The organism is Dactylosporangium sp. CA-052675 (assembly GCF_050947935.1).
Lineage (GTDB): Bacteria > Actinomycetota > Actinomycetes > Mycobacteriales > Micromonosporaceae > Dactylosporangium.
Window position 1 is genome coordinate 33341 of the sequence record NZ_CP192010.1, and the last position, 21505, is coordinate 54845.

At 71.8% G+C, this 21505-nt stretch carries 18 protein-coding genes; 12 read left to right on the forward strand and 6 right to left on the reverse strand.

Annotated features, from left to right (window positions below):
- Positions 1-59: 59 nt before the first annotated feature.
- The 7 genes from ACQP1P_RS00165 to ACQP1P_RS00195 all read left to right on the forward strand — a co-directional run bounded on the left by ACQP1P_RS00165 (position 60) and on the right by ACQP1P_RS00195 (position 8894).
- Positions 60-689 carry a TetR/AcrR family transcriptional regulator gene (locus ACQP1P_RS00165; protein WP_433081931.1) on the forward strand — a complete coding sequence of 210 codons (630 nt, stop codon included), beginning with the start codon at positions 60-62 and terminating at the stop codon, positions 687-689.
- Positions 690-818: 129 nt separating this feature from the next.
- Positions 819-2165 carry an acetyl-CoA carboxylase biotin carboxylase subunit gene (locus tag ACQP1P_RS00170; protein ID WP_433081933.1) on the forward strand — a complete coding sequence of 449 codons (1347 nt, stop codon included), beginning with the start codon at positions 819-821 and terminating at the stop codon, positions 2163-2165.
- On the forward strand, positions 2162-3049 hold the full coding sequence (locus ACQP1P_RS00175; protein ID WP_433081935.1) for a hydroxymethylglutaryl-CoA lyase: 888 nt from the start codon (positions 2162-2164) through the stop codon (positions 3047-3049). The genes ACQP1P_RS00170 and ACQP1P_RS00175 overlap by 4 nt, the downstream gene beginning before the upstream one ends.
- 122 nt (positions 3050-3171) lie before the next feature.
- A complete protein-coding gene (locus ACQP1P_RS00180) occupies positions 3172-4161 on the forward strand; it encodes a hypothetical protein (protein WP_433081937.1) in 990 nt (329 codons plus the stop codon).
- 237 nt (positions 4162-4398) lie between these two features.
- Positions 4399-6021: a chaplin family protein gene (locus tag ACQP1P_RS00185; protein ID WP_433081939.1), complete on the forward strand. Its 1623-nt coding sequence runs from the start codon at positions 4399-4401 to the stop codon at positions 6019-6021.
- A 187-nt stretch (positions 6022-6208) separates the two neighbouring features.
- A complete protein-coding gene (locus ACQP1P_RS00190) occupies positions 6209-7723 on the forward strand; it encodes an acyl-CoA carboxylase subunit beta (RefSeq protein ID WP_433081941.1) in 1515 nt (504 codons plus the stop codon).
- Positions 7724-7736: 13 nt separating this feature from the next.
- Positions 7737-8894, forward strand: coding sequence for an acyl-CoA dehydrogenase family protein (locus ACQP1P_RS00195; RefSeq protein ID WP_433081943.1), 1158 nt, complete (start codon positions 7737-7739; stop codon positions 8892-8894).
- Here the strand turns inward: ACQP1P_RS00195 and ACQP1P_RS00200 are convergent.
- Both ACQP1P_RS00200 and ACQP1P_RS00205 read right to left on the reverse strand, forming a co-directional pair.
- Positions 8891-10363: a glutamate--cysteine ligase gene (locus tag ACQP1P_RS00200; RefSeq protein WP_433081945.1), complete on the reverse strand. Its 1473-nt coding sequence runs from the start codon at positions 10361-10363 to the stop codon at positions 8891-8893. The two genes, ACQP1P_RS00195 and ACQP1P_RS00200, sit on opposite strands and share 4 nt — an antisense overlap.
- Positions 10364-10564: 201 nt before the next feature.
- Complete coding sequence (locus tag ACQP1P_RS00205) at positions 10565-11140, reverse strand: YceI family protein (protein WP_350622656.1); 576 nt, start codon at positions 11138-11140, stop codon at positions 10565-10567.
- Positions 11141-11239: 99 nt separating this feature from the next.
- Between ACQP1P_RS00205 and ACQP1P_RS00210 the strand changes: the two genes are divergently transcribed.
- The gene (locus ACQP1P_RS00210) at positions 11240-11728 is read left to right on the forward strand and encodes a MarR family winged helix-turn-helix transcriptional regulator (RefSeq protein ID WP_433081947.1); all 489 of its coding nucleotides are present in this window, start codon (positions 11240-11242) and stop codon (positions 11726-11728) included.
- Between the two features lie 141 nt (positions 11729-11869).
- Here ACQP1P_RS00210 and ACQP1P_RS00215 read toward each other — a convergent pair whose 3' ends face one another.
- The 3 genes from ACQP1P_RS00215 to ACQP1P_RS00225 form a co-directional block, all read right to left on the reverse strand.
- The gene (locus ACQP1P_RS00215) at positions 11870-14419 is read right to left on the reverse strand and encodes an ATP-binding protein (protein ID WP_433081949.1); all 2550 of its coding nucleotides are present in this window, start codon (positions 14417-14419) and stop codon (positions 11870-11872) included.
- Between the two features lie 74 nt (positions 14420-14493).
- The gene (locus ACQP1P_RS00220; RefSeq protein WP_433081951.1) at positions 14494-16530 is read right to left on the reverse strand and encodes an MMPL family transporter; all 2037 of its coding nucleotides are present in this window, start codon (positions 16528-16530) and stop codon (positions 14494-14496) included.
- A gap of 39 nt (positions 16531-16569) precedes the next feature.
- Complete coding sequence (locus tag ACQP1P_RS00225; protein WP_433081953.1) at positions 16570-17940, reverse strand: hypothetical protein; 1371 nt, start codon at positions 17938-17940, stop codon at positions 16570-16572.
- 138 nt (positions 17941-18078) lie between these two features.
- Between ACQP1P_RS00225 and ACQP1P_RS00230 the strand changes: the two genes are divergently transcribed.
- Positions 18079-18861, forward strand: a complete 783-nt coding sequence (locus tag ACQP1P_RS00230; protein ID WP_433081955.1) for a PASTA domain-containing protein — start codon at positions 18079-18081, stop codon at positions 18859-18861.
- A gap of 42 nt (positions 18862-18903) precedes the next feature.
- Here the strand turns inward: ACQP1P_RS00230 and ACQP1P_RS00235 are convergent, their stop codons facing one another.
- Positions 18904-19176, reverse strand: a complete 273-nt coding sequence (locus tag ACQP1P_RS00235; RefSeq protein ID WP_433081957.1) for a hypothetical protein — start codon at positions 19174-19176, stop codon at positions 18904-18906.
- Positions 19177-19543: 367 nt separating this feature from the next.
- On the opposite strand from ACQP1P_RS00235, the gene ACQP1P_RS00240 reads away from it, so the two are divergent.
- From ACQP1P_RS00240 to ACQP1P_RS00250, 3 genes are all read left to right on the forward strand, one after another.
- On the forward strand, positions 19544-20344 hold the full coding sequence (locus ACQP1P_RS00240) for a helix-turn-helix domain-containing protein (RefSeq protein WP_433081959.1): 801 nt from the start codon (positions 19544-19546) through the stop codon (positions 20342-20344).
- Positions 20344-20571, forward strand: a complete 228-nt coding sequence (locus ACQP1P_RS00245; protein ID WP_433081961.1) for a DUF397 domain-containing protein — start codon at positions 20344-20346, stop codon at positions 20569-20571. The genes ACQP1P_RS00240 and ACQP1P_RS00245 overlap by 1 nt, the downstream gene beginning before the upstream one ends.
- Before the next feature lie 228 nt (positions 20572-20799).
- Positions 20800-21279, forward strand: coding sequence for a hypothetical protein (locus ACQP1P_RS00250; protein ID WP_433081963.1), 480 nt, complete (start codon positions 20800-20802; stop codon positions 21277-21279).
- The last annotated feature ends 226 nt before the right edge of the window (positions 21280-21505 follow it).

A 21505-nucleotide genomic window follows, 5' to 3' on the forward strand; every position in this document is an offset into this window, starting at 1 on the left:
GGTGTGATTGACTTAACGAGCGTTCAGCCCGAGGCTTGACAGGGGGATAGGCTTTTCCAATGACGCTGGAACGGCAAGCCGTACGTCCGCCCGCTCAGACTCGCGGTGCCGGGCGGCGTTCCCGGCGCGAGGAGATCCTCGAGATCGCCGTCGGCCTGTTCGCCGCGCGTGGCTATCACGGCGTGTCCATGGACGACATCGGGGCGGCCGCCGGCGTGACCGGGCCCGCGCTCTACCACCACTTCGCGGGCAAGGAGGCCATGCTCGCCGCCGCGCTCATCCCCGTCAGCGAGCAGCTGCTCGCCGGCGGGCAGGCGCACATCGCCGAGGCCGGCGACGACCCGCGGGCCGCGCTCGCCGCGCTCGTCGACTTCCACGTTGAGTTCGCGCTGGCCAACCCCGCGGTCATCGCGCTGCACCTGCACGAGCTCGACCGGCTGCCCGAGGAGCCGCGGCGCCAGATCCGCCGGCTCCAGCGCCTCTACGTGGAGGAGTGGGTCGCGACGCTCACCGCCCTGCGCGGCGGCGAGCTGACCGACGGCGAGGCCCGCGTGCTCGCCCACGCCGCGTTCGGTCTCATGAACTCGACGCCGTTCCTGGGTGGCGAGGTCGACCGCGTCCGCCGCGCCGAGCTGCTGCGGGCCGCGACGCTGTCGGCGCTGCAGGGCACCGAGGCGGAGAAGGGGTAACGAGCGGTGGACCGGGATGCGTCGTGAGGCTGAACGCACAACGACAGGCGTCACCGTGTTGACCAGCCGAAATCTGGTTATCCACAGGGTCGCTGCATTCCTTTCCACAGAGTTGTCCACAGGAGAAACATGCTGACCTCGTTGCTCGTCGCCAACCGGGGTGAGATCGCCCGCCGGGTCCTGCGCACCGCGCGCCGGCTCAACATCCGGACGATCGCGGTGCACTCGGAGGCGGACGCCGATCTGCCCTTCGTCCGGGAGGCCGACGAGGCGGTGCCGATCGGCCCCGCGAACCCGGCCCAGTCGTATCGCAACGCCGAGGCCGTGCTGGCCGCCGCGAAGGCGACCGGCGCCGAGGCCATCCACCCCGGATACGGCTTCCTGTCGGAGAACGCCGCCTTCGCCCAGGCCGTCCTGGACAACGGGCTGATCTGGGTCGGGCCGGGGCCGGAGGCCATCGCGGCGATGGGCGACAAGATCAACGCTCGCAATCTGATGGCGGCGGCGGGGGTACCGGTGGCGCCCGGCACGACCGACCCGGCGACGAGTGCGGGCGCGGCCGTGCGAGCGGCCGAGGCGATCGGGTTCCCGGTCATGGTCAAGGCCGCGGCCGGCGGCGGGGGCATGGGCATGGCCGTCGCGAACGACGCCGACGGGCTGCGGGCCGAATACGACAAGGTGCGCGCGTTCGCGGAGCGGATGTTCGGCGACGGCTCCGTGCTGATCGAGCGCTACTTCCCGCGGGTCAGGCACATCGAGGTACAAATTCTGGGTCTGGCCGACGGGCGCGTCGTGGCGCTGGGTGAGCGCGAGTGCTCCGTGCAGCGGCGCAACCAGAAGCTCCTCGAGGAGACCCCGTCGCCCGCGCTGACCCCGGAGCAGCGCGCGGACCTGCTGACGGCGGCCGTGCGGGCGGGCGAGGCGGTCGCGTATCGCAACGCCGGCACCGTCGAGTGCCTCTTCGACCCCGACGCGGGCCGGTTCTACTTCCTCGAGATGAACACGCGGCTGCAGGTCGAGCACCCGATCACCGAGGCGGTGTTCGGCGTGGACCTGGTCGAGCAGCAGCTGCGGGTCGCCTCCGGGCTCGCGCCGACCTTCGACCCGGACGCGCTCGCGGTCACCGGGCACGCGATCGAGGTGCGGGTCAACGCCGAGGATCCCAAGCGCTTCCTGCCCGGGCCTGGCGCCATCACCACGTGGAGCGAACCGGCCGGCGAGGGTGTGCGGGTCGACTCCGGATACGCGAACGGCAACATCGTGACGCCGAACTACGACTCGCTGCTGGCCAAGCTGATCGTGCACGGCGCCGACCGGGCCGACGCGCTGGACAGGCTGCGCGCCGCGGTCGCCGGCTTCGAGGTCGCCGGCCCGAAGGTGAACCTGCCCTTCTTCGCCGAACTGCTGGACAACCCCGAGTTCACCAGCGGCGACTACGACACGGGAATCGTCGGACGCATGAGGACGAAGCCATGATCTCTTTGCGTGAGGTGGGGCCGCGCGACGGCCTGCAGAACGAGGACCCCGTCCCGGCCGAGGACAAGATCCGGCTGCTCGACGCGCTCTCCGGCACCGGGGTCGGGCGGATCGAGGCGGTCTCGTTCGTCCATCCCAAGGCGATCCCGCAGATGGCCGACGCCGGCGAGGTGTGGGAGCGGGCGAAGAAGAACCCGAGCGTGCGGTACAGCGCCCTCGTGCCCAACACGAAGGGCGCCGAGCGCGCGCTCGCCGCGGGGTTCACCGAGATCGAGGTCGTCGTCTCGGCGTCGGACACGCACAACCGGCGCAACGTGAACCGCTCGACCGACGAGTCGCTGGACGACATCGCGGGGCTGATCGACCTGCTCCACGCGGCGGGCGCGAGCGCCGAGGTGATCATCGCGACCAGCTTCGGCTGCCCCTTCGAGGGTGACATCGACCCGAAGCGGGTCGCCGGGATCGTCGACCGCGTGGTCGCCGACGGCGCCGACCGGGTCGCGTTCGGCGACACCACCGGGATGGGCACGCCGCGGCGGGTCGAGGACGTCGTCGGGCCGGTGCGTGAACGGCACCCGGACCTGCCGCTGCTGCTGCACTTCCACAACACCCGCGGCACGGCGCTGGCCAACATCCTGACCGCGATGCGGCTGGGGATCACCGAGTTCGACGCGAGCGTGGGCGGGCTCGGCGGGTGCCCCTACGCCCCGGGCGCCACCGGCAACGTGGCGACCGAGGAGGTCGTGCACATGCTGCACGACATGGGGTACGACACCGGAGTCGACCTCGGGGCGCTGCTCGAGGCCGCGCGCCTGGCCCAGGAGATCGTGGGCCGCGAGCTGCCGTCGGGAGTGCTGAAAGCGGGCCCGAGACTCCCCCTGTGAGGCTTGTGTCCGATTCGCCCGGTGTTGTGGCGTGTCCCCGGCCGGGGCGGTTCGTTGCTCAGTACGGAAAGAGTCACATGTGGGGCGTATGCCCGACATTGAGCCCGTACTGAGAGGCGGACATGGCCCAGTCGAGGAGCGAGCGCAACCCGCGCACGGCTTCGCTGCCGGCCGTTTCCCGCGTCGCGAAGTACGCCGTTCGCGGTCTGGCGGTCGCCGGGTTCGCCGGTGTCGCCTGGCTGCTGTCGGCCTCCGCGGCGCACGCCTCCAGCGGCTCGATCGACTCCGACCAGCCCACGCTGCTCGCGCCGGTGACCAGCCTGCTCATCGGCGACGGCGGCGCGCGGCACACCGGCATGAGCGGCGACCAGCACCAGGTTCTCCAGCACCGGCCGGCCCGGCCGCAGCCGGGCCTGGACCACCAGCAAGGTGACCTGCTGACCAGCACCGTGCTCACGGTGCTGAGCCCGGTGGCGCAGGCCGCCGCACCCGTGACCGGTACGGTCACCGGGGCCGTGACCGGGACCGTGCACCGGACGGTGACACTCACGAAGGCGCCGGTCCAAACCGTGGACCGCGCGGCCCGCTCGACGACGGCTGACGTGTCGAGTGTCAAGCACGCGAGCACCAAGAGGCCGGCAAAGGCCGGCATCACCAGGACCCACCAGAAGCGGACGCAGGAGCCGGCCGTCCAGGCCGTGCCGGTCCGGGTCGGGTCCGCGAGCGACATAGCCGCCGCGGCGACCGGCACCTCCCGTGCCGGCGTCGACCCGGTCGTCGCCGCACGTGCCGCCGACCGCCTCCGCGTCCTGCGGGCCGCCGAGGCGCTGAGCGGCGCGCACGCCATGCCGGTCGTGGACCGCAACGCTGCGCAGGGCACGAACCACGTGCCGCTGCTGCCCCGCCCGGCGCCCATTCCGGCGCCGCCGGCGGCCGGCCTCGCCTCGGGGTTGCCGAGCTCCGGCTCGGGCCTCAACCACGAGAGTGGCTCCGCCGCCGTGCTGCCCGCCGCGCCGGTCGGCACGAAGGTGCTGACCTTCCGGCCGGACGCGGTCGAGGACGTCGAACTGCGGCTGCTAGCAGCCGAGAAGCCGACAGTCTCACCCGACTGAGGCCGTTCCGGCCGCCGCCGCGACGCGCTGCGGGCCGACGGAACGTTGCCTAGGTCTGAGCGGACCCGCATTGAGCACATCGCGGCATCTGAAACACGCAACACGAAACAACCAGGGCGCACGTCGACAGGGCGGAGCCGGACAGAGCCTGCCCGCACGCGGGTTCATGGTCTCCGTACCGCGCCCACTTCCTTGCAGTACCGAGGATCAATAACTACCGAAGGGTCTCAATTCCCCATGAAGACGTGGGTTCGTAAGTCGCTCAACGTGGGTGTGCTTTCCGCGGGCTTCCTGCTCGTCTCGGGCGGGGCCGCGCACGCCGACTGGACGACGGGCTACAACGCCGGCCTGCTGAACGGCAATCAGTTCGACACCACGCTGCAGGTGCCGGTCAACGTCTGCGGCAACTCGATCGCCGTGCTCGGCTTCGCCGACGCGAACTGCGGTGGCGGCGCCGCCGCGGTCAAGACCGAGAGCGCCAGCGCCACCGAGAGCGCCACCACCGAGGACTGGACCTCCGGCTACAACGCCGGTGTGGCCAACGGCAACCAGCTCGACACCACGCTGCAGGTGCCGGTCAACGTGAGCGGCAACGCCGTCTCGCTGCTCGGCTTCTCCAGCGCCTCCTCGGCCGGCGGCGCGACCGCCGTCAAGGGCGACGTCAACGGCTCCGACAACGGCGGCTGGGACAACGGCGGCCGTCGTCACCACCGTCACCACGGTGGCGGCAACGGCAACGGCAACGGCAACGGCAACGGCAACGGTGGCGACTACAACGCCGCCGCCAACGGCGACTACACCGAGAGCGCCGCGAACCGGACCGAGGACTGGACCTCGGGCTACAACGCGGGCCTGCTCAACGGCAACCAGTTCGACACCACGCTGCAGGCTCCGGTCAACATCTCCGGCAACGCGATCGCGCTGCTGGGCTTCGCGGGCGCGTCCAGCCAGGGCGGCGCCTGGGCGGTCAAGGGCGAGAGCGCCCAGACCGAGAGCGCGACCACCGAGGCGAGCCACACCACCGGCTACAACGCCGGCCTGCTCAACGGCAACCAGCTGGACACCACGCTCCAGCTGCCGATCAACCTCTGCGGCAACTCGATCGCCATCCTCGGCTTCTCGAGCGCCAGCTGCGGCGGCGGCGCGGTCGCCTACAAGGGTGACGGCGGCATGGGCGACGGCGCGGGCCAGGGCAACGGCGGCTGGGGCCACCACGGCCACGGCAACGGGCACGGGCACGGCAACGGCAACGGGCACGGCAACGGCAACGGCAACGGTGGCTACGGCGACGACGGCAACGGCGACGCCAACGGTGGCTACGGCGACGACAACGGCCAGAGCAACGGCGCCTACAGCAACGCGGCCGGCGACGCCAGCGACACCGGTGCGGCCGCCAACAACGCGTCGAAGGTGCACAAGGCGAGCAAGAAGACGCACAAGTCGATCGACCTGGGCGAGCACGCCAAGAAGCACCACAACGGCACCGGCGCGGGCCTGTCCGCCGCCAGCAACCCGGGCTACGGCAACGCCGCCGCGAACGGCGACGACAACGGGTACGGCAACGGCAACGGCAACGGCCAGGGCAACGGCAACGGCGACGACAACGGCGGCTGGGACAACGGCGGCCGTCGTCACCACCGTCACCACGACGGCCGGGGCAACGGCATGGGCAACGGCGGGGCGACCGCGGTGAAGGGCGGCTGCGGCGACTGGACCACCGGGTTCAACGCGGGCCTGCTCAACGGCAACCAGGCCAACACCACCATCCAGCTGCCGGTCAACATCAGCGGCAACGCGGTCTCGATCCTGGGCTTCTCGCAGGCGCAGAGCTCGGGCGGGGCGCTGGCCTACTCCTGCTGACGCGATAGTGGTACCCCCTGATCCGCAGGGGGTACCCGGACCCCATGGCGCACGCCGACCCGTGTCCGGAAGTGGTCCGTCGTAACAGCGAAGAAGTCCACGCTTGGAACTTCACCTCCGCGTCGGCTAACCTGAACGATCGTTAGACATGAACGATCGTTCAGGCAGCCGACGCGGAGGTCGCACCATGGAGGGTGATGCCCTCAACCAGACGCGCAAGCGGGTCGAGGCCGGCGGCGCGGAGAAATACCACGCGGCCAACGCCGCCCGGGGCAAGCTTTTCGCCCGCGAACGCGTCGCCCTGCTCGTCGACGAGGGATCCTTCGTCGAGGACGGGCTCTACGCCAACGCCCTGGCCGACGGCCTCCCGGCCGACGGCGTGATCACCGGAGCGGCGACCGTCGACGAGCGGCCGATCTGCCTCATGGCCAACGACTCGACCGTCAAGGCCGGATCCTGGGGCGCCCGCACCGTCGAGAAGATCATTCGCATCATCGAGCGGGCCTACGACACCGGTGTCCCGATGGTGTACCTCGTGGACTCCGCCGGCGCGCGAATCACCGACCAGGTCGAGCTCTTCCCCGGCCGGCGCGGCGCCGGCAAGATCTTCCACACCCAGGTCCGGGCCAGCGGCAGCATCCCGCAGGCCTGCGCGCTCTTCGGCCCCTCCGCGGCCGGCGGCGCCTACATCCCGGCCTTCTGCGACGTCGTGGCCATGGTTGAGGGCAACGCCTCGATGTATCTCGGGTCCGACCGCATGGTCGAGATGGTCACCGGCGAGAAGACCACCCTCGAGGCCATGGGCGGCGCCCGGGTGCACTGCGCCGAGAGCGGCGTCGGGCACTTCCTGTGCAAGACCGAGCACGACGCGATCGAGACCGTCCGGCGGTATCTGTCCTACCTCCCGTCGAACTGGACCGCCGAGCCGCCGGTCGCCGAGGCCCGCGCCGAAACCGGCCTGCCCGAGATCCCGGCGAGCGAGCGCCAGGCCTTCGACATGCGCAAGGTCGTCAAGGGACTGCTCGACGAGGGCTCCTTCTTCGAGATCCACGCGCTGTGGGCGCGCGAGCTCACCGTCGGCTTCGGCCGCCTCGACGGGCGGGTGGTCGGGGTGGTCGCCAACAACTCGATGTTCAAGGGCGGCGTGCTCTTCGTCGACTCCGCCGACAAGGCGACGCGGTTCGTCCAGCTCTGCGACGCCTTCAACGTGCCGCTGCTGTTCCTGGCCGACGTCCCCGGCTTCATGGTCGGTTCGGCGGTGGAGAAGCAGGGCATCATCCGCCACGGGGCCAAGATGATCACGGCCATCTCCGAGGCGACGGTACCCAAGATCTGCGTGGTCATGCGCAAGGCCTACGGTGCCGGGCTCTATGCGATGGCCGGACCGGGCTTCGAGCCCGACGCCACGATCGCGCTGCCGACCGCCAAGATCGCCGTGATGGGCGCGGAGGCGGCGGTCAACGCGGTCTACGCGAACAAGATCGCCGCGATCGCGGACGAGGGCGAGCGGGCCGCGTTCGTGGCGCGGATGCGCGCCGACTACGAGCGCGACATCGACATCATGCGGCTGGCCAGTGAGCTCGTCGTCGACACCATCGTCGAGCCGGCGGCTCTGCGCGGCGAGCTGGTGCGCCGCTTCACCGCGGCCCGGGCCAAGGACCGCGCGTTCTCCCGTCGCCGTCACGGCGTGACTCCGGTTTAGAAGGGCATTCGTCATGGTCGACTTCATGCTCGGCGAGGAGCTCGAGGCGCTGCGCGAGAGCGTCCGCGAGTTCGCCCACGACGTCGTCGCGCCGGTCATCGGCGACTACTACGAGCGGCACGCCTTCCCCTACGACCTGGTCCGCCAGATGGGCAAGATGGGGCTGTTCGGGCTGCCGTTCCCCGAGGAGTACGGCGGCATGGGCGGCGACTACTTCGCCCTGTGCATCGCCCTGGAGGAGCTGGCTCGCGTCGACTCCTCGATCGCGGTGACCCTGGAGGCCGGGATCTCGCTCGGCGCCATGCCCATTTATCGGTACGGCACGGCGGCCCAGAAGGAGCGCTGGCTGCCCAGGCTCACCTCGGGCGAGGCCCTCGCCGCGTTCGGCCTGACCGAGCCCGGGGCCGGCAGCGACGCCTCCGGCACCCAGACCCGCGCGGTGCTCGACGAGGAGACCGGCGAGTGGGTGATCAACGGCTCCAAGGCCTTCATCACCAACTCCGGCACCGACATCACCGCGCTGGTCACGGTCACCGCGGTCACCGGCGTCAACCCCGACGGCAGCAAGGAGCTCTCGGCCATCATCGTGCCGAGCGGGACGCCCGGATTTACCGTCCAGCCCGCCTACTCCAAGGTCGGCTGGTGCGCCTCGGACACCCACGAGCTGAGCTTCGACGACGTGCGCGTGCCCGCCGAGAACCTGCTCGGCGAGCGGGGCCGCGGCTACGCCCAGTTCCTGCGCATCCTGGACGAGGGCCGGGTCGCGTTCGCCGCGCTCGGCGTCGGCCTCGCGCAGGGCTGCGTGGACGAGTCCGTCGCCTACGCGCGGCAGCGGCGCGCGTTCGGCAAGGCGATCGGGGAGTACCAGGCGATCCAGTTCAAGATCGCGGATATGGAGAGCCGGGCGCACACCGCGCGGCTGGCCTACTACGACGCGGCGAGCCGCCTGGTCAACGGGCGCGACTTCAAGCGCCAGGCGGCGATCGCCAAGCTGGCGTCCAGTGATGCCGCCATGGTCAACGCGCGCGAGGCGACGCAGGTGCACGGCGGATACGGCTTCATGAACGAGACGCCGGTCGGGCGCATGTACCGCGACGCGAAGATCCTGGAGATCGGCGAGGGCACGTCCGAGGTCCAGCGCATGATCATCTCGCGCTCGATGGGCCTCTAGATCGGCCAGGTGTGTACGGGAACGTTCTCGTGCAGGCCCTCGGCGTACCGCTGCAGCATCTGCCGCAGCGCGTCGGGCCGTGACAGGCCGCGCTCCTCGAGGTCGGCCACGACGCGCGTCTGCCAGGCGGCGCCGTTGACCCCGGTGCGGCACCGGCCCTCGATCACCCCGAGGAGCCGGTCCCGGGTCGCGGGTGTCACGCCGAAGCGGTCCAGGCCGGCCTCGGCGAGCGGCAGCAGCTCGCGCAGCACGAGGTCGCCGACCGGCACCTCGCCGAGGTCGGGCCACCAGACCCGCGCGTCCAGCCCCTCGCGCGCGGCGACGTGGAAGTTCTCCTCGGCCGCCGAGAACGACATCCGCGTCCAGATTGGCCGGTCCTGCTCGCACAGCTCCCGCACCAGCCCGAAGTAGAACGCGGCATTGGCGAGCTGGTCGACGACGGTCGGGCCGGCCGGCAGGCACCGGTTCTCGACGCGCAGGTGCGGGCGGCCGTTCATGATGTCGTACACCGGCCGGTTCCAGCGGTAGATCGTGCCGTTGTGCAGCCGCAGCTCGCCGAGGCGGGGCACGCCGCCGGCCTCGATCACCGCGACCGGGTCCTCGTCATCGGTGATGGGCAGCAGCGGCGGGAAGTACCGCACGTTCTCCTCGAACAGGTCGAAGATCGAGGTGATCCAGCGCTCCCCGAACCAGACCCGCGGCCGCACGCCCTGCGCCTTGAGCTCCTCCGGCCGCGTGTCGGTGGCCTGCTCGAACAGCGCGATGCGGGTCTCGGCCCACAGGCGCCGGCCGAAGAGGAACGGCGAGTTGGCCCCGACGGCGACCTGGATGCCCGCGATCGCCTGCGACGCGTTCCACGCCTGCGCGAACGCCTCCGGCGCGACCTGGAGGTGGAACTGCACGCTCGTGCACGCCGACTCGCCGGCGATGGAGTCCGACTGCGCCTCCAGCCGCTCGTGTCCGCGGATGTCGAGCGCGATGTCCTCGCCGCGTGCGTTGATGATCTGGTCGTTCAGCAGCATGTACCGCGGGTCGTTCGACATGTTCGCGAGCACCAGGTGCTCGGGCCGCAGCGTCGGCAGGATGCCGATCAGCACCAGGCGCGCGTCGGATTTGCGGGCCCGCTCGTCGGCGTGCAGGAGACTGGCGAGGAGCTCGCGCTCGTACACCTCCAGGCCGTCGCCCTCGATGAGCCGCGGCGCGACGTTGATCTCGAGGTTGAACTGGCCCAGCTCGGTCTGGAACGTGGGGTCGGCCAGGTCGGCCAGCACCTCGGCGTTGCGCATGGCGGGCTGCGCGTCCGGGTCCATCAGGTTGACCTCGATCTCCAGGCCCGTCATGGGCCGGTCGGAGTCGAAGCGGAAGTCGTTGAGCATGAGCGCGAAGACATCGAGGCAACGACGTACTTTGCGCCGGTATCGAGCGCGGTCCTCACGCGAGAAAGCACCCCGTGTGACGTCCTGGCCCATGCCTCGCCCCCTGGCCCCCTCTTGGACCCCCCACGTTAGGAGGAGTTCCAGAAGTACCGCTAGGGACAAAACGGACGTGATGGCAGCGGGGGGTGAGCGGAACCTTGCAGAGGGTGGGAGATTTCGCCCACCCTCTGCACGATGGTCAAACTCCGGCCTTGCCGCTATACCCGGCAAAGCCGACCAATCGCCGGCCCGGCGTCAGCCCTGCCGGACGGCCTCGGCGCCGATCTCGATCTTGACCTTCTTGCCGACGAGCACGCCGCCGGTCTCGAGGGCCTGGTTCCAGGTGATGCCGAACTCCTCGCGGTCGATCTCGGTCGTCGCGGAGAAGCCGATGACCTCCTGGCCCCACGGGCTCTTCGCGTGGCCCTCGAACTCCACGTCGAGCTCGACCTCGCGCGTGACGTCGCGAATGGTCAGGTCGCCGACGAGCTTGAACTCGTTGCCGGACAGGCCCACGACGCGCGTGCTCTTGAAGGTGAGCGTCGGCCACTGCTCCACGTGCAGGAAGTCGGGGCTGCGCAGGTGGCCGTCCCGGTCCGCCACGCCGGTGTCGATGCTGGCCGCGTCGATGCTGACCTCGACCGTCGACTCCAGCGGGTCCTCGGCCACGACGATGCTGCCGCTGGCGCTGGTGAAGCCGCCGCGGACCTTGCTGACCATCATGTGCCGGGCGACGAAGCTGACCCGCGTGTGCGCCGGGTCGATCTCGAACTTGCCGGCGGTGGGGATGGTGAGGCCGTTGTAGTCACGGGTGTTGGTGGGTGCCGTCATGATGACTCCCTCAGTTGTGCGGCTGCGAAGAAGATTGTCGCCGCAAATATACACTCAGCAGACTCTCGTACGTCAAGCTCTCTCTGTTAGACTCGCACTGTGACCGACGAAATGCTGGAAGACCCGCGAATCACCGCCATGGGGCTGTTCGTGGAGGCCTTCACCGGCGTGAACGCGCGGCTGAACGTCCAGCTCGCCGAGCACGGCCTCGGCAACGTCGACTTCGAGGTGCTGGTGCGCCTGGCCCGCTCCCCGGGCGGCGAGCTGCGCATGACCGACCTCGCGGCGCAGACCGGCCTGTCGACGAGCGGCGTGACCCGCGTGGTCGACCGCCTCGAGCGCGACGGCCTGGCCATGCGCAGGGCCTGCCCCACCGACCGCCGCGGCTCGTTCACCGTCATCACCGAGCGCGGGCTGGCCAAGATGCGCGAGGTCCTGCCCGGCCACGTCGCGCTGATCGAGCAGTGGTTCACCGGGCGCCTGGGCCCGGCCGAGCTGGAGACCCTGCTCGGCGGCCTGCGGACCATCCGCGACGCGGTCCGCCCGGACGCCACCTCCGGCGTTCCGGCGATGCGCAACGCTGCCTGAGGCACCCTTCAACCATTACGCCCGTCGATGCTGGTCGACAAATCGAGCACCGGCAGAACTACCGGCAGGTCCGGAGCGAACGTCCGGCCTGCCGTTTTGGTCCGCTTCTGCCTCGTCTAGCCTTTTCGAGCACGGGCGAAGTTAGGTGGGTCGGCGTGTCAACGCACCCAGGGGGTCTTCGTCCGTGCCCTCAAGCATGTCGAGCAGCCGATGCTCGCGCGGCAGGAGCCGGATGCGGGTCCGCTCCCGCACCCCCGCGAGGTCCGACAGCGCCCGCTCCCGCCCCGCCGGCTCGGCGCTGACCGCCAGGCCGACGAGCGCCTCGAGCACGTCCCTGGCGTCGTCGCGGCCGGCCAGGAGGTTCGCGGCCGACTCGAACGCGACCGCCGCCGCGGCCCGGGCCCCGCGCTCCAGCGCCAGATAGCCGTTGACCAGCGCCGTCATGCCCGTGCTGCCGGGCACCGCGGCGAGCTCGGACAGCACCGCGGACGCCTCGCCCACCCGCCCGCTCTCGGCGAACGCCTGGCCGAGGGTGCCCAGCACCCGCACCCGGTGCGTGGGGTCCCCGACCTCGGCGATCGCGGTCGCGGCCCGCTGGGCCAGCGCGATCGCCTCCTCGAAGCGGCCGTCGAGCCGGGCGACCTCGGCGAGATTGGCCTCCGTGAGCGCCCGCAGCCGGGTGTCGCCCGCCTCCAGCGCGCGCCGCCCCGCGCCCTCGAGCCGCCGCCCGGCCGTGCCCAGGTCGCCGGCGAGCACGTCGTGCCAGGCGAGGTTGTTCTGCACGACCGCGATCTCCCGCGCCCGGCCCGAGCGGATGGCCAGGCCGAGGGCGGCCTCGTTGTGCCCGCGGGCCTCGTCGCTGCCGCCGAGCGCCTGCCAGATCCCGGCGAGGACGGCCCGCGCCGTGAGCTCGCCGGTGACGTCGCCGCGCGCGGCGAGCACGGCCAGGGCCGCCTCGGTCGCGCGCACCTCGCCGGCCCCGCGCCCGTGCGCGGTCGCGAGCATCGCCGCGCCGACCTGCGCCCAGGCCCGGATCACCGGATCGCAGCCCGCCGTGCGCCGGTCGTCGAGGAGCCGGCGCAGCAGGTGGAAGCCCTCGACGTCGCGCCCGCGCAGCCGGCACCAGCGCGGGATGGCCCCGGCGAGCCGCAGCGCCAGCTCGGGGTCGCGGACGGAGGAGTACCGCAGCGCCGTGCGAATGTCGCCGTTGAGGTAGTCCAGCCGCAGCACCGCCGCGGCGCTGCCCGGCCCGGTCAGCTCGGCCGAGAGCCGCACCGCCGTCCGCGTGACGACCTCGGCGTGCCGCAGGCGGGCGGCGCGCAGCTCCCTGGCGAAGGCGCAGCGCTCGGCGGCGAAGTCGAAGACCACGTCGAGGAGCCGGAACCGCAGGTCGCCCGGGCCGCGCACGCTCACCAGCCCCAGCCCGACCAGCCGGTCGAGCACCGCCTCGACGTCGTCGACCACCCCGTCGAGCAGCGCCTCGGCCAGCTCGACCGACCACTTCCCGCGAAACGTCGACAGCCGGCGCAGGGCCGCCTGCTCGTGCTCGGCCAGCAGCGCGTAGCTGTCGGCGACGGCGTCGCGCAGCCGGCGGCCGGCCGGGTCGGTGGCGGCGAGGTCGAGGACGCGGTTGCCGTACCGCGCCAGCAGCTCCCCGAGCTCCAGCACCCGCCCGCGCGCGGCCGCGAGCTCGATGGCGAGCGGCAGCCCGTCGAACCGGCGCACCAGCTCCGCGATCGTGGCCAGCTCGTCGTCCCGGACCGGCTCGCGCCGCACCGCCCGCAGCCGCTCCACGAACAGCGCCACGGCCGGCACCCGGCGCAGCTCCGCCGGGCCGAGCCGCCGCCCGACGGGCACCTCGAGCGGGTGCACCTGCCAGTCCACGACGCCCGGCAGATCCCCGGCGAGCGGGCGGCGGCTGGTGACCAGCACGCGCAGGGCCGGCACCCGGGCCCGCAGCCACGCGATGGCCTCGGTCGCGGCCCGGGGCGAGTGGTCCACCCCGTCGAGCACCAGCAGCGCGGCCGGCGCCCGTTCGGCGGGCCGGTGGTCGCCGAAGCGCTCGATGAGCTCATCGGCCCGGGCCACGCCGAAGACGGCCGCGACGGCGGAGAAGATGTCGGTGGGCTGGGAGATGTTCGTGACGGTCACGGAGACCGCGGTCCAGCCGTTCGCCACCGCGCGGTGCGCGACCGCGTGCGCGAGCCCGGTCTTGCCGACCCCGGCCATCCCGATCAGCGCGATGATCTCGGCCGAGCCGGACCCGAGCAGGTCCAGCAGCTCGGCGATGTCCGCGTCGCGCCCGACCAGGGGCGGGATGGTGGGCAGCGGCAGCGCGGTGCGGGCCGCGTGGCTCGGCACCGGCAGCGGCGCGAGGACCGGCTTCTCCACGTGCCGGGAGCGGCGGGCCACGCTGTCGTGCCGCGGGCCGACGTTGCGGTTCGTGGCCGAGTTCAGGAACGCCTCGCGGGCCGAGCCGGTCAGGTCGAGCGCGTCGGCCAGCAGGGCGAGGGTGTTGCGCTGCGGCCGGGCGACCCGCCCGCGCTCGAGCTCGCGGAGGGTGCGCACGCCCAGCCCGGACCGGGCGGCCAGCTCGTCCTGGGTGAGTCCCCGCTCCAGGCGGCTGGCTCGCAGCGTCGCGGCGAAGCCTGCCCCGGCATTGCGCGGATCATGATCCGCAACTGGAGACATGTTGTCGAAGGGTACTGAGCCGAGGCCCGTCGCAGTAGCCACGCGTCAGAACCACGACCATTGTCAATATTTGGTCAGTGTCGGCGGGGCCACCAGTTCCAGCGGTCGAGCATCCCCATGAGGGCCGGCAGCAGCAGACCGCGCACGACGGTCACGTCGAGCAGGATCGCCACCGCCATGCCGACGCCGATCTCCTTCACGGCGACCAGGCCGCCGGCGGCGAAGCCCAGGAACACGATCCCGACGCAGATCGCCGCCGCGGTGACCACCGGGCCCGAGCGGGTGATCCCGCGCAGCACCGCCCGGTCGGTGTCGGGGCGCTGGTCGTACTCCTCCTTGATCCGCGCGAGCAGGAAGACCTCGTAGTCCATGGACAGTCCGAAGATGAACACGAACAGCAGCACCGGCGTGGTCAGGTCCAGCCCGCCCCACGAGTCGAAGAAGAGCGGCACCTGGCCCCAGCCCCACTGGAACACCACGATCAGCACGCCGAGCGTCGCGGCCAGGGTCAGCAGATTCATCAGGACGGCCTTGAGCGGGATGACCACCGAGCCGGTCAGCCAGAACAGCAGCACCACGGTGACGAGCAGGACGACGAGCGCGGCCACGGGCAGGCGCCCGGCGAGGGAGTCGCGGTAGTCCACGACCTCGGCCGCCGGGCCGGTCACCCACTTCGCGTAGGGCGTGGGCAGCGCGCGGACGTTGCGCACCAGGTCGTAGCTCTGCCGGTCGCCGACGCGGCCCTTGGGCGTCAGGTCGAGGATCGTCCAGCCGGCCGGGACGTCGGCGCGCACGTCCTGGCGCAGGACCTCGGCCGGCAGCTGCCCGGCGATCCGGTTCATCAGGTCCCGCACGTCCGCGCGCTCCGGCCCGGCCTGCAGCAGCACCGAGACCGTCGGGGGAGCGTCGTTGAGGAACTTCGACTCCATAACGTCGTACGCCCGCCGCGCCTCGTTCGAGCTCGGCAGCGCCCGGGCGTCGGAGTTGGCGAGGTTGGCCCCGAGCAGGGGCGCGGCGAGCACCAGCAGCCCGGCGGTCGCGAGCAGGGCCACCCGGGACGGATCCCGCTGCGCCCGCGCGGCCAGGCGGGCCAGCAGGCCGCCCCAGCGGACCGTGGCGGCGGGCCCGATCCGGTCGCCGGTGAGCGAGATCAGCGCGGGGACCAGGGTCAGCGCCGACAGCGTCGCCAGCGCCACGACCGCCGCCCCGCCCAGGGCGACCGCGGCCAGCAGCGGCTCCGCGAACGTGGTCAGCCCGGCCAGGGTCAGCGTCACCGCGAGGCCCGAGATCGCGACCGCGCGGCCGGCCCGGCGCACGGCGACCCGCAGCGCCTCGTCCGGGGCGTGGTTGAGCCGCTCCTCGCGATACCGGGCCACGATGAGCAGGGAATAGTCGACCGCCAGCCCAATGCCGAGCAGCGTCACGACGTTGAGGGAATACTCGCTGACCTTCGTCGCGTGGCTCAGCCCGAGCAGGACGAGCAGCGACCCGGTGACGCTCGCGACCGTGACGGCCAGCGGCAGCGCGGCGGCGAGGAAGCCGCCGAAGAAGAGGTACAGCGCGACGAGCAGGGCCGCGAAGGCGACGCTCTCACCGATCGCGAGGTCGTGCACGGACTGGTCGGCGAACGCGCGCTCGGCCAGCTTGTCCCCGCCGACCCGCACGCTGGGCGCCTGGATGCGCCCGAGGCGGGCGCGCACCCGGTCCTCCAGCTCCTCGCGCGGCGCGTCGGCCAGGCCCGGGGTGAGCTCCACCCGCACGCTCACGCTGCGGTTGTCCGCGCCGATGCGGCCGCCGACGCCGGTGTAGAGGTCGTTGACCTCCTTGACCCCGGGCATCGCGCGGATCTCCCGCGCCGCCGATCCGATGCTCGCGACCAGGCCGGGGTCGTACGGGTCCGCCCCCTCCACCACCGCGAACACCTGCGAGCCGGTGGGCGCGAGCTCGTCGATGTGCCGCTGCCCGACGGCCGACTCGCTGTCCGGCCGGTTGGTGCCGGTGCTGCTCAGGCGGTCGAACAGCCCTCCGCCGAACACGGCCCCGGCGATCGTGACCGCCAGCCAGAGCCCCACGACGACCCAGCGCAACCTGACGACCCATGCGGCGAACACCGCAGTATGCAAGCACGCCGCACGGGCGGCCCGGATCGGCTACTCGGACGGCTTGGCGCGACCCCGGCCTCGTCCTCGCGCGGGCTTCTTCTTCTCGTCCTCGGCGCTCGACTCCTCGGCGCCCGGCTCCTCCGGCCAGAGCGGCGCAACGGACGCGCGCCCGGTGGACGTCGTCGACGAGCTGGTCGAGGCGGCGAGCGCGGGCTGGTCGCCGACGGTCTCCTCGGCGTAGGCCCGCTTCGAGGCGTCGGAGGAGTACGTGCGGCCCGCGGGTTCGACGCTGCCGCTGCCGTAGGCCCGCGAGGGGGCGTAGGCGTCCGACTCGAGGTCGGTGGCCGAGTCGAGCGCGGGGGCGGCCCCGACCGCGACGGGCTCCTTGGAAGTCGTCTCCTCATCGGAGTCGCGGCGGCGGTTCTCGGCCGCGTCCACCTCGGCCAGTGCGGCGTGCCAGTCGTTGTACTCGGCCGCCGAGCGGGCGTCGCGGTCCTCGGCGGCGGCCCGGCGGGCGGCCCGGGACTGCGCCCGCGAGCCGCGCGGGCCGATGGAGGAGACGATGACCGAGCCGGCCAGGCCGGCCAGCACCACGTAAGGCGTGATGAAGAACGCCGACAGGTGCGGGTCGTGCTCGCCCAGGACGGGCTTGGAGAGGGAGTACGCGATGGCCACCAGCAGCGGGCCGGCGCCGCCGGCGAAGGCCACGCCCACGCGGTTGTCGCCGCGGCGGCTGGCGGGCCAGGCGGCCAGGGCGCCGATGAGCAGCGCGGCCACGATCATGAGCAGGGCGCTCGGCAGGTTGACCATGCCGTTGATCCAGGTGGCGTCGGTGAACTGCCAGGTGCCGAGCTGCGCGGCGGTGGCGGTGTTCCCGTCGGCGCGCACGACGTCGGCGACGGCGACCACGGCGAGCGTCCACACCCAGGCCGACGAGGCGATGACGTTCGCGGCAACGGCCCGCACGGACAGCGCGCCGATGGCCATGAGCAGCCCGACGATCAGGCCGGCGACGGCGTAGCCGCCCGCGGTGAAGTAGGGCGCGGCGTTGTCCGGCCGCGGCACCCGCGACGGGATGGCCACGAGCGGCACGATGATCAGCGAGCCGACGGCCGCGGCGAGCGCGATGACCACGCGCCAGGCGATCGTGTGGGCCTTGCCGCCGACGCTCACGGGGTCGGCCGGGACCATCGCCCCGGCACCGGCGAGCCGGTCGGCACAGATGGCGCCGATGACCGTCGAGGACGCGGCGAGCCAGGTCACCCAGGCGATGCTGCTGACCCACACGGTGGCGCTGTCGCCGGTCGGCTGCCAGGAGATGATGCCGAGTCCGTAGCCGAGCCCGAGCTGCGCGGCACCGGCGCCGGCCGCGACGCCGATCGCCGTGGATATTGAGGTCGCCCAGCTTCTCGCCGCCATGCCGCGCAGCATAAGCCCACCCGTCCACCTCGGCGAGTCCAAGCCGGGGGTGCGTCAGCACCCCTCCGGGCGAGGCGCGCGGGTGGCCATCTCGCGGCGTTGCGGCGCAGCGGGAGGACATGATGGTGAACTGGAGGTATGGCGAACGAGCGCGACGACGAGTCATCGACGCAGCCGTTCTGGCCCTTCGAGGGCGACCAGGACGACGCAGACGCCGACGCGACGCGGATCCAGCGCCCCGATCCGGACGCCACCCAGGTCCGGCCCCCGGATGCCGGGCCGATCCGCCGGGTGCGGCCGACGGCCCGGGTCGTGGAGGAGACCTACGCCGACGCGCAGCGCGAGCGGTGGTCGGCCCGCGCCGGCGTGCCCGCGCCCGGCGACCCGGCCCTGCGCCCGTCCGCGCAGCCGGAGTGGACCGAGGAGGAGGACCCGTATCAGGGGCGCTCCTGGCTCATGCCGGTCGTCGTCGGCATCGTCGCGCTGGTGCTGGTCGCCGCGCTCAGCGTCGGGCTGTACCTCATCTACCGCGCGACCGCCGAGGGCCGCAACGCACCCGGGGTCGTCGATTCGAGCTCCACGCCCGCCGCGGCCTCGTCCGCGCCGCCGCCGTCCAGCGCCCCGCCGCCGCCTTCGGCCGCGCCGTCCACGGAGGCCCCCACGAGCGCGCCGCCCGGCCCGGTGACGATTCCGCCGCTGCGGGGCAACTCGCTGGCCGAGGCGACGGTCAAGCTGCAGGCGCTCGGGCTCAACGTGCGGGTGGAGCGCACGGTGGACGACTCGCTGCCGCCGGGCGAGGTGCTGTCCTCCCGGCCCGGGGAGGGTGCGACGGTGCTGGCGGGCGAGACGGTCACCCTCTCGGTCGCCGTGGCCCCGCCGGCGTCGGCGAATCCACAGCCCAGCGTCTCCGCCAGCCGCTGAGGGCGTGGCGAGGGCGGGCCGCGGAGAACGGAAGAGGGCCGGTCAGCCGACGGCGACCGGAACGCCGGACCGTGCCGGGGCGACGGAGCGCTGGTTGCGGGCGACGAAGCCCGGCTGCAGGCCCTGGAGCAGCACGAAGATCGAGCGGCGCTCCACGGCGTCGCCCGAGGTGTTGAGCTGATACCCGTCCAGCCACGCCCAGCCGTCGTAGGTCTGCCAGTCGTGCACGCGGATCACTCGGAACAGCATGGGCTGCGTGAACTGCACACTCGCGGTCTTCGTCACGCGCAGCACGTCACCTGTCCTCGGTAACACGGTGGGACTCCCGTCTTCTCCGTCGGCCTGTGGGGGAAGGGGCTGGTCACGGGGCCCTTCGCGGGGGCTTGTCCGTAACCGCCGATCGGCTGGATCGTTTGTCGCTGCGTCCACCTGAGGGGGATTGGTCGGCCAAGTGAACAATCCGTTACCCCAGCCACACGGACAGGTTGCCCCACAACGGTGATCAATGCAACTTGCAGGTCGAACTTTCCACCGCAGGTATGAGTCACAGAATGTTGTGCCGAGCCGCCTTGCGCGGCTCTACGATGTTGCGCTGATCTATACCTGGATCCCGCGGCGTGGAGGTGCGACAAACGTGGCAAGTCGACGAGGCAGCCCGACCCTCCGGCGCAGGCAGTTGGGCATGGAACTGCGACGGCTGCGCGAGGCCGCACACGTCACCATCGACCAGGTCGCCGAGCGGCTGGAGTGCTCCGGCTCGAAGATCTCGCGGATCGAGACCGGGCAGACCGGCGTCACGCCCCGCGACGTGCGCGACATGCTCGACATCTACGGGGTCGACCCGGAATACGCCGACCAACTGCTGAAGATCGCGCGCGAGGCGCGGCAGAAGGGCTGGTGGCAGCTGTACGGCGACGTGCTCACGAGCGCCTACGTGGGCCTCGAGGCCGCCGCCGACCACATCCGCTCCTATGAGGCGCTCGTCGTCCCCGGGCTTTTGCAGACCGAGGAATACGCGCAGGCCATGATTCACGCCGCCCGCCCCGACATCGGTGCCACGGATGTCGAGAAACGCGTGCGTGTCCGAATAAGCCGACAGTCGTTACTCACTCAGGATGACCCGATCGATCTCTGGGTGGTGCTGGACGAGGCCGTCCTGCGCCGCCCGGTGGGTGGAAGGGCGGTCATGCGTCGCCAGCTCGAGCATCTTGCTCTGGCGGCCGGCTGGCCGAACGTGACTTTGCAGGTCCTGCCCTTCTCCGCCGGTGCGCACGCCGGGATGGACGGGGCGTTCACGATGTTGCTGTACGACGAGTCTGCCGGGCAGAACTTCGCGTTCGCGTCGAACGCGGCCGGCGGCCTCTTTCTCGAGAAGGACGACGAGCTTCAGCGCTACGGATTCATCTTTGACTACTTGCGCGCCAATGCACTCCGTCCTGACGAGTCAGTGTCGATGTTCGTGAAGCTGGCAAAGGAGTTGTAGTGGAGATCGAAGCCAAGGGCTTCAGCGTGGACCTCGACGGTGCCGCGTGGCGCAAAAGCACCCGCAGCGGGCCGTATTCGGACAACTGCGTCGAGGTCGCGTTCGTCGGCGGGGCCGTGGCGCTCCGCGACTCGAAGGACAAGACCGGTCCGGTTCTGCTGTTCACGCCGGAGGAGTGGGTGGCCTTCGTCGGCGGCACCAAGGACGGCGAGTTCGACCTGGCGTGACAGCACGCCCCGCGCCAATCCGGCCGGCCCGTTTCCGCGGCGATTCGCCAGCGGGACGGGCCGGACGTCTTCGGGGCCCCGAGCGCGACGCGCCGGTGCGGGCGGGGGTTTTTCGCCCGGTGTTTGCCCCGGAGCGTGGCCGTTGTACCAGCAACGTCGTTGTAGGTGTGAGTGCCGCGAATCGCCCGATTCCGACACTTCCCCCCGAGTGAGATAAGGCTTCCTACCGTGAACATTGGCCCCGAAAACTTCGGCAACGGATCGTCGAAGACCGACGACCGTTTCTCCGGGCAACTGGGTAGCTACCGTCCGGGTGGTCGCCGGGACGGCCTCGGCGACGGGCCGCTCGACGACCTGTCCCCGCGCAACGGCTCGCCGCTGGACCGGGCGACGATGCCGCTGGACATGACGCCGCCCAAGCTTCCCGAGTCGTCGCTCGTCGCGGACCTCGGCCCGCTCACCGGCGGCTCGCTGAGCAGCAGCTCGCTGAGCTCCGCCTCCCCGCTGACCGAGCCGATGTTCGGCCGCGACTCCTGGCTGGACACGCCGACCGGGTCGATGGCCGACCACCCGCTGCTGCGCGGCCTGCTCATGGAGCTGCCGCCGAAGGGCACCATGCCGCAGCAGGAGTGGCTGGACCGCTGGTTCGAGGCGGCCCGCAGCATCCTGGAGCTCATCTACTCCCAGGAGTCCCGGCAGCTGAAGTAGGGCGAGCGCGCGCCCCCGCCTGTCTATCGACAGGTCGATCCGCACCCTGTACAAAGCAGGGAGGGCTCGACCTGGGGAGGTCGGACGGGCTCCGGGTGCGTCGTCAGCGTGGCCGGGGCCCGTCATGAGCACCGGTGCTCGAACATCCTTCTGGCTCGATCCCTGGGCGCGGCCGGCGCCCACACGTAGGCAGAGACGCCTCAAGACCGCGGCCGGGCGGCCGATT